The organism is Streptomyces sp. NPDC001480 (genome assembly GCF_042894725.1).
Taxonomy (GTDB): Bacteria; Actinomycetota; Actinomycetes; order Streptomycetales; family Streptomycetaceae; genus Streptomyces.
Window position 1 is genome coordinate 1 of record NZ_JBIAVX010000020.1, and the last position, 12,638, is coordinate 12,638.

General features: G+C 70.2%; 13 protein-coding genes and 1 rRNA gene. 11 read left to right on the forward strand and 3 right to left on the reverse strand.

Translation table 11 applies throughout. The features are described from left to right. The 10 genes from rrf to ACFY01_RS37900 form a co-directional block, all read left to right on the forward strand. Positions 1 to 84, forward strand: a 5S ribosomal RNA gene (rrf, locus tag ACFY01_RS37855); the annotation flags it as partial. A gap of 61 nt (positions 85 to 145) precedes the next feature. Then, complete coding sequence (locus tag ACFY01_RS37860) at positions 146 to 790, forward strand: HAD family hydrolase (RefSeq protein ID WP_390740319.1); 645 nt, start codon at positions 146 to 148, stop codon at positions 788 to 790. A 69-nt stretch (positions 791 to 859) separates the two neighbouring features. Then, positions 860 to 1,558: a VC0807 family protein gene (locus ACFY01_RS37865; protein WP_390740320.1), complete on the forward strand. Its 699-nt coding sequence runs from the start codon at positions 860 to 862 to the stop codon at positions 1,556 to 1,558. Positions 1,559 to 1,636: 78 nt separating this feature from the next. Then, positions 1,637 to 2,866, forward strand: coding sequence for an MFS transporter (locus tag ACFY01_RS37870; protein WP_390740321.1), 1,230 nt, complete (start codon positions 1,637 to 1,639; stop codon positions 2,864 to 2,866). Next, a complete protein-coding gene (locus ACFY01_RS37875) occupies positions 2,817 to 3,992 on the forward strand; it encodes an acetoin utilization protein AcuC (RefSeq protein ID WP_390740322.1) in 1,176 nt (391 codons plus the stop codon). The genes ACFY01_RS37870 and ACFY01_RS37875 overlap by 50 nt, the downstream gene beginning before the upstream one ends. Positions 3,993 to 4,168: 176 nt before the next feature. After that, the gene (locus tag ACFY01_RS37880; protein WP_390740323.1) at positions 4,169 to 4,984 is read left to right on the forward strand and encodes a phosphatase; all 816 of its coding nucleotides are present in this window, start codon (positions 4,169 to 4,171) and stop codon (positions 4,982 to 4,984) included. Positions 4,985 to 5,113: 129 nt separating this feature from the next. Further along, positions 5,114 to 5,326: a helix-turn-helix domain-containing protein gene (locus ACFY01_RS37885; protein ID WP_004984898.1), complete on the forward strand. Its 213-nt coding sequence runs from the start codon at positions 5,114 to 5,116 to the stop codon at positions 5,324 to 5,326. 134 nt (positions 5,327 to 5,460) lie between these two features. Beyond that, the gene (locus ACFY01_RS37890; protein ID WP_003948845.1) at positions 5,461 to 5,559 is read left to right on the forward strand and encodes a 30S ribosomal protein bS22; all 99 of its coding nucleotides are present in this window, start codon (positions 5,461 to 5,463) and stop codon (positions 5,557 to 5,559) included. A gap of 198 nt (positions 5,560 to 5,757) precedes the next feature. Next, positions 5,758 to 6,819 (forward strand): NAD-dependent epimerase/dehydratase family protein, encoded by a 1,062-nt coding sequence (locus tag ACFY01_RS37895; protein WP_390740324.1) that lies wholly within the window; start codon positions 5,758 to 5,760, stop codon positions 6,817 to 6,819. A gap of 14 nt (positions 6,820 to 6,833) precedes the next feature. Continuing rightward, positions 6,834 to 7,895 (forward strand): lysophospholipid acyltransferase family protein, encoded by a 1,062-nt coding sequence (locus ACFY01_RS37900; protein WP_390740325.1) that lies wholly within the window; start codon positions 6,834 to 6,836, stop codon positions 7,893 to 7,895. A 229-nt stretch (positions 7,896 to 8,124) separates the two neighbouring features. On the opposite strand, the gene ACFY01_RS37905 is transcribed toward ACFY01_RS37900, so the two are convergent. From ACFY01_RS37905 to ACFY01_RS37915, 3 genes are all read right to left on the reverse strand, one after another. Beyond that, positions 8,125 to 9,357: a DUF5667 domain-containing protein gene (locus ACFY01_RS37905; RefSeq protein ID WP_390740326.1), complete on the reverse strand. Its 1,233-nt coding sequence runs from the start codon at positions 9,355 to 9,357 to the stop codon at positions 8,125 to 8,127. 261 nt (positions 9,358 to 9,618) lie between these two features. Beyond that, entirely contained in the window at positions 9,619 to 10,398 is a 780-nt protein-coding gene (locus tag ACFY01_RS37910) for an ECF subfamily RNA polymerase sigma factor, BldN family (RefSeq protein ID WP_390740327.1), read from the reverse strand. Positions 10,399 to 11,178: 780 nt separating this feature from the next. After that, the gene (locus ACFY01_RS37915; protein WP_390740328.1) at positions 11,179 to 12,135 is read right to left on the reverse strand and encodes an HAD family hydrolase; all 957 of its coding nucleotides are present in this window, start codon (positions 12,133 to 12,135) and stop codon (positions 11,179 to 11,181) included. A 94-nt stretch (positions 12,136 to 12,229) separates the two neighbouring features. Between ACFY01_RS37915 and ACFY01_RS37920 the strand changes: the two genes are divergently transcribed. After that, positions 12,230 to 12,511 carry a glutaredoxin family protein gene (locus ACFY01_RS37920; protein ID WP_390740329.1) on the forward strand — a complete coding sequence of 94 codons (282 nt, stop codon included), beginning with the start codon at positions 12,230 to 12,232 and terminating at the stop codon, positions 12,509 to 12,511. Positions 12,512 to 12,638: the final 127 nt, after the last annotated feature.

The following is a 12,638-nucleotide window of genomic DNA, read 5'->3' on the forward strand; positions in this document are numbered from 1 at the left end:
TACATTCCGAACCCGGAAGCTAAGCCTCACAGCGCCGATGGTACTGCAGGGGGGACCCTGTGGGAGAGTAGGACACCGCCGAACAAATATTGGGAAAACCCCCGCACCTCACGGTGCGGGGGTTTTCTGCGTTTAGGGTCTAGCTATGCGCTATGACCTGATCATTTTCGACAACGATGGCGTCCTCGTCGACAGCGAGCCGATCTCCAACCGGCTGCTGGCCGCCTATCTGACCGAGCTCGGGCACCCGACGACCTACGAGGACTCCATTCGCGACTACATGGGGTCCGCGATGCACCGGATCCACGATCTGGTCCTGGAGCGCACGGGGCAGCGGTTGCCGGACGAGTTCGACGACGTCTTCCACGGCCGCGTCTTCGCCGCGTTCGAGCGGGAGTTGAAGCCGGTGGCCGGCGTGAGTGACGTACTGGAGAAGCTGGCCGCCGACGGGGTGCCGTACTGCGTGGCCTCGTCCGGGAGTCATGAGCGGATCCGGGTGGGGCATCGGGCGACCGGCCTGGACCGGTGGTTCGAGGAGTCGCGGATCTTCAGTTCCCAGGACGTGGGGCGGGGCAAGCCGGCACCCGATCTGTTCCTGTACGCGGCCGAGCGGATGGGCGTCGCGCCGGAGCGGTGTGTGGTCGTGGAGGACAGCCCACTGGGGGTCCAGGCGGCCAGGGCGGCCGGGATGGAGGTGTACGGGTTCACCGCGATGACGCCTCCGGCGAAGCTCGCGGGTGCCGGTCAACTCTTCTCCGACATGGGTGAGTTGTCAGCCCTGCTGCGCTGACAAATGTCATGCCGAGCCCTGGACGATCGTTTCTACTGCGGTACGGGCCCGCTGCGCGAAGCTGAGGGCATGACGACGAAGACGAGCAAGAAGAACCCCTTCGCCCCGCTGATCGTGGACGTGGCGGTGCCTCTCGGTTCGTACTACCTGTTCAAGGACGCCTTCGGGATGAGCACCTTCGCGGCGCTCGCCTGGAGCAGCGTGGTGCCGGCCGCGCGGACCGTGTGGAGCGCGGTCAAGGAGCGCAGGACCAACGGTCTCGCCGGGCTCATCCTCGTGGTGAACGTCGTCTCCCTCCTGCTCAGCTTCGTCTCCGGCGACCCGCGGCTGATGCTCGCCAAGGACAGCGCGGTCAGCAGCACGGTCGCGATCGGCGTCCTGGTCTCCGTGGCGCTCGGCAAGCCCATGATGACCGCGGGTCTGAAGCCGTTCCTGGTGAAGAACGACGCCGCCAAGGAGGCCGCCTGGGAGCGGCTGGCCTCGGGCGCCGTGGCCGGCTCGGCGGTCTTCCTGCGCAAGGAGCGGGTCTTCTCCGTCGTCTGGGGCGTGGCACTGCTCGCCGAGTGCGTCGCACGGGCCGTGGGTGCCTACACGATCCCCGTCGACACCATGGTGTGGCTGGGCGGGGTCATCATGGCCGTCGCGATCGTCCTGGGCATGCTGTTCAGCGGTGCGCTGGCCGCCGGGCCGATGGAGGAGCTGGTGCGGGCCGAGGTGGAGAACGCGGCCGAGGAGGCCGAGAAGCGTGAGGTCGTACTCGCCGGCTGAGCGGCGAAGCAAAGCTGAGCGGAATTCACCTTCTACTTGATCTACCCACCGGTACGCCGGGGCCCTACGCTCGCCGCCATGACAGATGTGCTGCGGCGCGGCAGGGCCTCGCTGGCGTTCAGCTTCTTCGCGCAGGGCGCCACGTTCGCGCTGCTGGTGACGCGCATCCCCGGCATCCAGGACCGGTACGGCGTGTCCGACGGGCTGCTGCCCGTCTTCCTGGCCGCCGTGCCGATCCTCGCCGGAGTCGGCAGTGTGACCACCGAACAGCTGGTGAAGCGAATACGGCCCAGCCGGCTGCTGCGCTGGTCCCAGCCCGTGGTGCTGCTGGCGCTGCTGGGTGTCGGAGCGGGCGGGCAGATGGCCGAGCTGGGGGTGGCCCTGGCCGCGTTCGGGCTCGCGGTCGGTGCGCTGGACGCCTCGATGAACATGCTCGGCGTGAGCCTCCAGCGGACGTACGGGCGCAGCATCATGCTCAGCTTCCACGCCGCGTACAGCCTGGGCGGGATCGTCGGGGCCTCGCTGGCCTGGGTGGGGGCGCACTGGCATCTGGCGCTGTGGGTGTCGTACCTGCCGGTGGTGGCGGTGCTGCTGCCGGCGGTTGTCGTGGGCAGCCGGTGGTACGTCGACGGTGACCCGGCGGCCCTGGACGGCCAAGGGGAGGGGGAACGGGGCCAGGAGGACGGCGGGAGCGTTGTCTTCAAGCTGCTGCTGCCGCTGTGCCTGGTGATGACGTTCGCCTACATCGGGGACTCGACCGTCTCCAACTGGAGTGCGAAGTACCTTCAGGACACGCTGGGCAGTTCGGAGCAGCTGGCGACCGTCCCGTACAACGTGTACATGGTGACCACGCTGCTGGGCCGGACCATCGGGGACCTCGGGGTGCGGCGGTTCGGGGCCGCGACGGTCGTGCGGCTGGGGGCCCTGGTGGCGGCGCTCGGGTTCGCGGTGGTGGCGGGCGCGCCGGGGGCGTGGGTCGGGATGCTCGGGTTCACCCTGCTGGGGCTGGGGCTGTGCGTCTTGGTGCCGCAGACCTTCGCGGCGGCGGGGCGGCTGTTCCCGGGGGCTTCGGACGCGGCCATCGCTCGGCTGAACATCTTCAACTACGTCGGCTTCCTCGTCGGTTCGCCGTTGGTGGGGGCGCTGGGCGATGCGTGGAGCTACCGGGGGGCCATGCTTGTGCCGATGGTGTTGGTGCTGGTGACGTTGGTGTACGCCAGGTCGTTCGCCGCTCAACCGGACCGATACGGTGGCGGGCATGAGCGGCCGCGCACAGCTGATGTGGGACGAGGCAGTAACGGGCTATGACTTCGGCCCGGACCATCCGATGGATCCGGTCCGGCTGGAGCTGACCCGGCGACTGGTGGGTGCCTTCGGGCTCGACCGGGAGGTGGAGGTCGTCGCGGCGAAGCCCGCCGGGGAGTCGACGCTGCGGCTGGTCCACCGGGAGGACTACATCGAGGCCGTGAAGGCGGCGTCGGCGGATCCGGGGTCGGCGGACGGGTCGTACGGGCTCGGGACGATGGACGATCCCGCCTTCGCCGGTATGCACGAGGTGTCCGCGCTGATCGCGGGGCAGTCGGTGGGAGCGGCGGAGGCCGTGTGGCGGGGGGACGCGGATCACGCCGTGAACTTCGCGGGCGGGCTGCACCACGCCATGCCCGGCGGCGCCTCGGGGTTCTGCGTCTACAACGACGCGGCGCTGGCGATCGCGCGGCTGCTGGAGCTGGGCGCGGAGCGGGTCGCGTACGTGGATGTCGACGTGCATCACGGGGACGGGGTGCAGGCGGCGTTCTGGGAGGACCCGCGGGTTCTGACGGTGTCGCTGCACGAGCATCCTCGTACGTTGTTCCCCCAGACGGGGTGGCCGGAGGAGACGGGCGCGGCGGGGGCGGCGGAGGGGTCGGCCGTGAACGTGGCCCTGCCGGCGGGGACCGGGGACGCGGGGTGGTTGCGGGCGTTCCATGCGGTGGTGCCGGAGCTGATCGCTGATTTCCGGCCGCAGGTGCTGGTGACCCAGCACGGGGCCGACACGCATTTCGAGGATCCGCTGGCTCATCTCGCGGTGTCGCTGGACGCGCAGCGGGCCGTGCAGGTGGCGTGTCATTCGCTGGCGCACGAGTACGCCGGGGGGAAGTGGGTCGCCCTCGGTGGGGGCGGGTACGCGGTGGTGGAGGTCGTGCCGCGGTCGTGGACGCATCTGGTGGGGGTCGCCGCGGGGCACGAGGTCGCGCCGGAGGCGATGATCCCTGACGGGTGGCGGCAGGAAGTGTTCGCGCGGACTCGGCAGTTGGCGCCGGCGCGGATGACTGATGGGCGGTGGCCGGTGGGGTGGGCGGCGTGGGAGGACGGGTACGACCCGGCTGATCGCCTGGATCAGGCCGTGTTGGCTACGCGGCGGGCGGTGTTTCCGTTGCGGGGGTTGCTGGCGTAGGGGCTCCGCCCCTGCAACCCCGCTGGGGCTGCCGCCCCCAGACCCCCGCTTCGGCCTGAACGGCCTCGCCCTCAAACGCCGGACGGGCTGAGTAATACCGGCCGGCGTTAGGCCAACCGTGGGGTCTTCCCCTGTTCCCCGGCTTCCCGCCCGTCCCGTCCGTCAGCATCGCTCCCGTGTTGAGCACGGGAGCGCTCCGGGCGCATCTGTTGGCTGCTCGGCTGGCCGGGACGGTGGCGACGTCCAGGGAGGTGAGCCTGCGCAGTTATCGGCTCTTCGCGGCCGGCGATCCGAGGGTGTTGATCGGGATAGATCCCGAGTGGAACTGGGGCGAGCGGGATCTGATCGCGTTGATGGCGGACAAGTGTGGGGTTTCGGCCGATCCGGCGCACACTTCAGGGCATGATGTGATCGACCCTGAGCTCACGCTGGCCGCGCTGGATGCCTTCGCGGAGCGGGTCGGGTCGGCCGCCCGGCGGCGGGGACCGGTGCTGCTGGGTACCGGGCACCCTCATCGGCTGCTCGGTTTCTACGCCGCATTGGCGGACGCCCTGTCGGCGGCGGGATGTGAGGTCCTCACACCGGCGCAGGGTCGCTGTGTCGACATAACGACCCGGTTCGGCCTACGCACGCACAACCTTGATTACGTACGGGGCGTCGGGCTGATGCGAGATCCGGAGGCCGAACGCCCCGGTTGTGAGCCCGGCGCACACACGCACTCACCGCTCCCGGTTCGGACCGCGCTGGCGGCGGCGGCCGAGGCGGGAGGCCCGTTGCCGGAATTGGTGATCGGGGACCACGGGTGGGTCTGCGGCGCAGGTCAGCTGGGTTTCGAGGCCATCGGGCTGGCGGATACGGACGACCCTGCGCTGTTCGTGGGAGAGGCCGAGGGGTCGGTGTCGGTGGTCGTTCCACTTGATGACGGTGTGCGGTCCCCTTACTACCGTCCGCTTACCCGCTACGTACTCAATCGAGCGTGTCTGTCACAGTAGGCCGCCGATGGGTGCACCTCTTCCCCACTCGCATCACCCGCCCCTACATTGGGGAGTGAGCACGCAACGACGAAGAGTCACCGGAAGGGGAAGCCGGTGGCCGTCGAGTGCGGAAGGTTCAGGTGTGTCATGGCTGCAGCTGGCGAGAGGCCTCTGAACGAGGTTCAGTTCCTTACCGTGGCGGAAGTCGCCTCGGTGATGCGAGTGTCGAAGATGACCGTGTACCGGCTGGTGCACAGCGGTCATCTGCCCGCCATCCGGGTCGGGAGGTCGTTCCGCGTCCCGGAGCAAGCGGTACACGAGTACCTCCGAGAGAGCTATGTGGGGGTGGAAACCGCCTGACGGCGACCGCCGGAGAACCCTCCGGAACACCTCGATTACAAGCTCGGCGCCCTGCGGGGGTAGGCTAGCCCCTCGTAGGTCGTATGGGCCCATGGCGCCCAGCACCGAGTGATGAGAAGTGAGCGAGGGTAGTCGTGGGCTCTGTTATCAAGAAGCGGCGCAAGCGGATGGCCAAGAAGAAGCACCGCAAGCTGCTCAAGCGCACGCGCGTTCAGCGTCGCAACAAGAAGTAAGCGACGCCGAGAGCGTGGCTTTGTGGCCCCCCACGGGAAACCGGTGGGGGGCCACAGTCATATTCCGAAGGGGGAATTTCCGTCACGTGCCGCGTTGGGCGGTCATCACAGCGCAACATCGACCCGCTAAGTTGGCCGCACACGGGGAACGCGGGCTGGGCGAAGTCTGTGACGAGGGCTGGAAGGAAGGCGCTGATCTTGGGAAAGGTCGTGCTCGTGACCGGAGTGGCCCGTCAATTGGGGGGCCGTTTCGTACGACGGATCCAGCGTGACCCCGAGGTGGACCGGGTCGTGGCCGTGGACGCGGTGCAGCCCGAGCACCACCTGGGCGGCGCCGACTTCATCCAGGCCGACATCCGGCAGGCCACCATCGCGCGTGTGCTCGCGGAGACGGGCGCCGACACGGTCGTCCACATGGACGTGACGGGCACCGCGCTGGGCACCGGCAGCCGGACCACGGTCAAGGAGACCAACGTCATCGGCACCATGCAACTGCTCGGCGCCTGCCAGAAGTCCCCGACGGTCAAGCGGCTGGTGGTGAAGTCCAGTACGAACGTGTACGGGTCCGCGCCCCGCGATCCGGCGGTGTTCACCGAGACGACCCCGCCGAAGTCCCTGCCCAGCGGTGGCTTCGCGAAGGACACGGTCGAGGTCGAGGGATACGTACGGGGCTTCGCGCGCCGGCGGCCGGACGTCGCCGTGTGCGTGCTGAGGTTCGCCAACATCCTGGGGCCGACCGCGGACACCCCGCTCGCCTCGTACTTCTCGCTGCCGGTCCTGCCGACCGTGTTCGGCTACGACCCCCGGCTCCAGTTCGTGCACGAGGACGACGTGATCGAGGTGCTGCGGATCGCCTCGCACGAGCCGCGCCGCGGCACGCTCAACAGCGGCACCTTCAACATCGCCGGGGACGGCGTCCTGCTGCTCTCGCAGTGCTCCAGGAGGCTGGGCCGCCCCACGGTGCCGCTGCTGCTGCCCGCCGTCACGTGGGCCGGGTCCCTGGTGCGTACGCTGGGAATGACGGACTTCTCACCCGAGCAGATCCGGCTGCTCACCCACGGGCGGGTGGTGGCGACCGACCAGATGCGCGAGACGCTCGGATTCCAGCCCAAGTACACGACTGCTGAAACGTTTGCGGACTTCGCCCGCAGCCACGGCCCCGGGCTGCTGCCGCCGGAGGCCCTCGCCGGGGCCGTCGACCGGATCTCCGGGCTGACCCTGCGGGGCAGCGGCCACCTCCCGACGCAGAGCGCCAACTGAGGAGCGCAGCAACGATGGCTGACGCCAAGGTCATTCCGTTCGACGACGACCGGTCCCGCGGGGGTGCCGTGCAGCGGCCGCCGCGGCGCCGGAGCGCGGGGAGCAGGCTGAAGAACGGAGAAGGGGGCCTGGTCCGCGAGGTCCAGCCCCTGCCCAACCGGGCACCCGCGCCGGATGATGTTCCCGTGACCAGCGAGGAGACGCCGCTCGAGAAGCCGCGGGCCGAGGGCGGTGACGGCGGTCTGGAGCGGCGGATCGCCGGCGGGCTGGCCTTCCTGCGCCGCCGGCTCACCGGGGACTACGAGGTCGACGACTTCGGCTACGACGAGGAGCTCACCGACCAGGTCCTGATGTCCCTGCTGCGGCCGGTGTACGAGAAGTACTTCCGGGTCGAGGTGAAGGGCGTCGAGAACATCCCCGCCGAGGGCGGTGCGCTGATCGTCGCCAACCACTCCGGGACGTTGCCGCTGGACGGCCTGATGATGCAGGTCGCCGTCCACGACCACCACCCGGCGGGCCGGCACCTGCGCCTCCTCGCCGCCGACCTGGTCTTCGTGCTGCCGGTGGTCAACGAGCTCGCCCGCAAGCTGGGCCACACCCTGGCGTGCACCGAGGACGCGGAGGGGCTGCTCGGGCAGGGCGAGCTGGTCGGGGTGATGCCGGAGGGCTTCAAGGGCATCGGGAAGCCCTTCAGCGAGCGCTACAAGCTCCAGCGGTTCGGCCGGGGCGGTTTCGTCTCCACGGCCCTGCGCAAGGGCGCTCCGATCATCCCCTGCTCGATCGTCGGGGCGGAGGAGATCTACCCGATGCTCGGCAACGCCAAGACCCTGGCCCGCCTCCTCGGCTTCCCGTACTTCCCCCTCACGCCCACCTTCCCCTGGCTGGGCCCCCTGGGCGCGGTCCCGCTGCCCACCAAGTGGACCATCCAGTTCGGTGAGCCCATCCCCACGGACGGCTACCCGCCGGAGGCCGCAGAGGACCCGATGCTGATGTTCAACCTGACCGACCAGGTCAGGGAACAGATCCAGCACACCCTCTACAAGCTGCTGGTGCAGCGGCGGTCGGTGTTCTTCTGAGGGTGCCGGTGGCGGTGGCGGTTTCGTGGATCGGGCGCCGGGGAGCGCCGGGTGTCGGCCGCGTGGAGCCGCCGGCGAGAGTCCGGCGCGGCTGTCGCGAAGCCTGCGGAGCTGTGCGAGTGCAGCCGGCAGGAGGGGCCAAGCTGCTGGTGCAGCGGCGGTCGGTGTTCTTCTGAGCAGTACGTCGGCGGGGGCACCCCTTCCGAGAGGGGTGCCCCCGCCGCTGGTTCTAGTTGCCGTTGTCCTCGCCGTCGATGCCCAGGCCGGGGAGGAGGCCCGGTAGGAGGGGCGGGAGGGTGACGTCCGGGGCGGTGGTGGGGGATTTGCCGGCGGACGGGGAGGCGCTGCCGCTGCTCTTCGGGGGGTCGAGGAGGCCGCCCGTGTTGCCGCCGAGCAGACCGTCGCCGGTGCTGCTGGAGGCGGAGCCGCTGGGGCTGCCGCTGCTCGACTGGTGGCCGGGGGCGGAGCCGTCGCCGGTGCCGGGCGTGGTCGACCGGTGTGTGCCGGCGGAGCCGCTGGGCGTCGTGCCGGAGCTGTGCCGCTTGCCGTCGCCGGGCTGGGCGGGCTGCGGCAGCAGGGACTGGAGCGGGGCGACCTCTTCGTCTATGGCGTCGAACACCGACGAGACCTGCTTACTGACGTCCCCGAGCTGGACGGGCAGCTTGTCCCGGAGCGCGCCCCAGGCCTCGCGGTGGGACCGCGAGAAGGCGGAGAGGGCCTGGATGGGGCCCAGCGAGTCGGGATCGCGCTCGTACACCGCGTGGAGCAGCCGGTGGCCTTCCGAGACATCGTGCTGCATGCCGGACAGCGTGCGGCGGATCTCGCCGATCGACTCGTGGTCGAGGTGGCCGCCGCGGCCGCGCTCCATCAGCCGCCGGGCTTCGCTCAGCCGGGTCGAGGCCTGGTCGAGGTAGCTCTGGCCGCGTTCGTTGTCCCCGTCGTCCAGGTAGTTCAGCTTGAAGTCCTCGATGCCGCGCTTGAGGCCGTACAGCGAGTCGCCGGGCAGGGCGTCGGAACTCGCGGCGGCGACTCCGCCGAACGCCCCCGCGGCCACACCGACGCTGAGCCCGCCGGCGGCGAGTCCCTTGGTCAGCCGTGAACGCGGTCGCAGTTTCCCCAGCGGGCTCGCCCGGTGGGCGCCACGGCCCCGCTCGGAACGCTGTCCGGGGACCGAAGGGTCAGCCGCCTCGCCCGCGGTGCCCTCCCGCAGCATGGCCTCCATCGCGGCCACCAGCTGAGCCCGCTGGACGACCTTGACGTCGGGGTCGAGCTGCGGCTTGGGCAGTGCGCCGAGACATCCCGCGAGGGCCATCAGCCGGCCCTGCTCGGTCTGTTCCGCGGCGGCCGGGTCCGGCTGCGCCGGTCCTTCGGTCTGCTCGGCCACCGTGTCCCGGTCGGACTGCTCCTCCAGGGCCTGGGCGAAGGCGTTCGCCCGCCGGTGCGCCGATACGTTCGCGATCACTGGCGGCACCTCCTCTCGTCATGACGGTCGACTCCCCAGGGGGTCCTGAGGGTTGCACGCCCTCGACCGATCCACCTGATCGAGTGATCAGGGCCGACCGGGGCGTGACCACAGGGAGCCTGTATCCCGCACAACGACTGGCGCGGCACTTGGGTTACGGACGACGGGCACCCGGTTCGGAAAGTCAACTTGCCTTTACCGGGCGTGAGTTGAGCGCCACCCGGCGTTCCCGCGCGCGGTGTGTCCGCGCGGTGGCGGTCGTCAGCGCACGTCGTCCGGCAGGAGCCGGGCCAGCGTGCGCACGGCCCGGTACTGGAGGGTCTTGATGGCGCCCTCGTTCTTGCCCATCACGCGGGCGGTCTCGGCGACGGAAAGACCCTGGAGGAAGCGGAGCGTCACACACTCCTGCTGCTGTGGGTTGAGCCGTCGTACGGCGTCCAGCAGGGCGGCGTTGGAGAGGGACTCCAGGACGGAGTCCTCCGGGGAGCGCTCGACCTCGTTGGCGTCGAGCATCTCGCCGGTGGTGACCTCGAGGCGGAAGCGGCTGGACTTGAAGTGGTCGGCGACGAGGTTGCGGGCGATGGTGACGAGCCACGCGCCGAAGTCGCGGCCCTGCCAGGTGAAGGTCCCGATCCGGCGCAGGGCGCGCAGAAAGGTCTCACTGGTGAGGTCCTCGGCGGTCGCCCGGCCGCCCACCCGGTAGTAGATGTACCGGTAGACCGTGTCGCTGTACTGGTCGTAGAGCCGGCCGAAGGCCTCGGCCTCGCCGGCCTGGGCCCGCTCCACGAGATCCATCATCCGGGCGCTGTCGCTGTCCGCGGCCGGCCGGCGCGTGGTGGCCGAGCCCGCCGAGCGCCCCCGTCTGCCGACCGCGGCGCCGCCCTCGGCCAGTGCGTAGCACGGGCCTACGGGCGCGGCCGTGGCGAAGGCGGGGACGGCGTACGCGGTGGGGACGAAGCCGCGCAACGTCGCTTTGACCGTCGCGACTGTCGCGCGGAGCGTAGCCAGGCCCGAGGCGTCAACCCCGACGTGTGGGTACACGGGACTCCCAGAGGCAGAGCTTCCATCACGTGCAGTGCCGGACCTTTCACCCGTCGTAGCGACGGAGGGGTGCCGGTTTGCGTCCCAGGAGAATAACGCTTCGTGCAGGCACTGCTACACCCAGTTGCTCAAAACACCGATTACGTCGCTTCCGTAATCGTTTGACGCCCGTTCAAGTGCCGTATTCTGAGCGCTTGTTGATCGGAAAAGTGCGCGTTGCGGCAACCTCCGGGCGTGTTGGGGCACCGGTCAGGTATTCCCGTCCGACCCGTGTTCGACCCGCGTTTCATGCCGTGCCCCGACCCGTGCCCTGGCCTCGCGTCTCGGCCGCGTCGCGACCGACGTCTCCGACCGTGGCTCGGCCCGAGTTTCGGCCTGCGGCTCCAGCCGCGTCACGGCCGGCGTCTCGGCCTGCGTCTCGACCCGTGCCGTGGCCTCGCGTCCCGGCCTGCGGCTTGGGTCGTGTCTCGACCGGTGTCTCCGACCTTGGCTCGACCCGTGTCCCGGTCCCGCGTCTCGGCCCGAGTTTCGGCCTGCGGCCCCAGCCGTATCTCGACCGGTGCCGTGGCCTCGCGTCGCGGCCTGCGGCTTCAGCTGTGCCCCGACCGGCGTCTCCGACCCTGACGCGAGCCGCGTCCTGGCCCCGCGTCTCGTCCCGCGGCCCCAGCGTTCCTCGACCCGCGGCTCAGCGCGCGGCTCAGCCGTGTCCCGGCCCGTGTCCCGGCCCGTGTCCCGGCCCCGCGTCGGCCATCCGTGCCGGCCGAGCCCCGAGGCACGTGGCTACCGGCGGCGGCGGTGCAGGGCGATCGCTGCCGCGGTGCCGCCCGCTACGGCGCCCACGCCCGCTGCCGCCGGGATGCCGACCTTGGCCGCCTTGCGGCCGGTGCGGTAGTCCCGTAGGCGCCAGTCCTTGTCCCGGGCGTGCTTGCGCAGCTTGGCGTCGGGGTTGATGGCGTAGGGGTGGCCGACGAGGGAGAGCATCGGGATGTCGTTGTGGGAGTCGCTGTAGGCGGCGCAGCGGGTCAGGTCCAGGCCCTCCGCCGCGGCCAGCGCCCGCACCGCCTCCGCCTTGGCGGGGCCGTGCAGGGGCTCGCCGACCAGCTTGCCGGTGTAGACCCCGTCGACCGACTCCGCCACCGTGCCCAGCGCGCCCGTCAGGCCCAGCCGGCGCGCGATGACCTGTGCGATCTCCACGGGGGCCGCCGTGACCAGCCAGACCTTCTGGCCCGCGTCCAGGTGGGCCTGGGCCAGCGCCCGGGTGCCCGGCCAGATGCGGTCGGCCATGTACTCGTCGTAGATCTCCTCGCCGATCGACTCCAGCTCGGCGACGCGGTGGCCCTTGACGATGGACAGCGCCGAGTCGCGCGCGTCCTGCATGTGCTCGGGGTCCTCGACGCCGGCCAGCCGGAACCAGGCCTGCTGCCAGGCGAACTTCGCCAGGTCCCGGGTCTCGAAGAACTTCCGCTTGTACAGGCCGCGCCCGAAGTGGAACAGTGCGGCACCCTGCATCACGGTGTTGTCCAGGTCGAAGAACGCGGCGGCCTTGTCGTCGCCGAGCACCGGGAACTCCGGTTCCCGGTCCGTGACGTCCCGGGCGTCCAGGGCGTCCAGGGCGTCCTGTGTGTCCTGGGCGTCCTGCGAGGACTTGCGCGCGGCCTCAGCCGAGGCCTCGCCTGCCAACACGCTCCGCGCCGTGGCGGAGCGCCTACGGGGAGTGAGCCATCCGAGAGCGGCCATGGCGTGAGCATAGCCATTTTGTTCGGTGGTTCCGGAGTCGTGAGGTTTGAAGGCTGTGAACTCTCCGCGACCTGGCCGTTAAAGAAGCGCGAGAATGGCCCGCATGAGTCCCCTCTTTCGGCGTAAGGCCGACCCGCGTGACCGGTTCGTCACACTCATCCGTAAGCCGGGCTGCCATCTGTGCGACGACGCTCAAGCGGTCGTGGAGAAAGTCTGCGGCGATCTCGGCGTGCCCTGGGAGCAGAAGGACATCACCGAGGACCGGCGGCTCCACGACGAGTACTGGGAGCAGATCCCCGTGGTCCTCGTCGACGGCAGGCAGCACACGTTCTGGCGCGTGGACGAGGGCCGTCTGCGCAAGGAACTGACCGAGTAGTCCAAGTCATGCGGAACCTGGCTTAGGATCGACGGCGAACAGGTCTCGGGGGCGGGATTCTTGAGGAGTGTGTCCGTTTTGCCCCCACCAGCGGCCCCACCGGTCGCGCCACCGGTGGCACCACCAC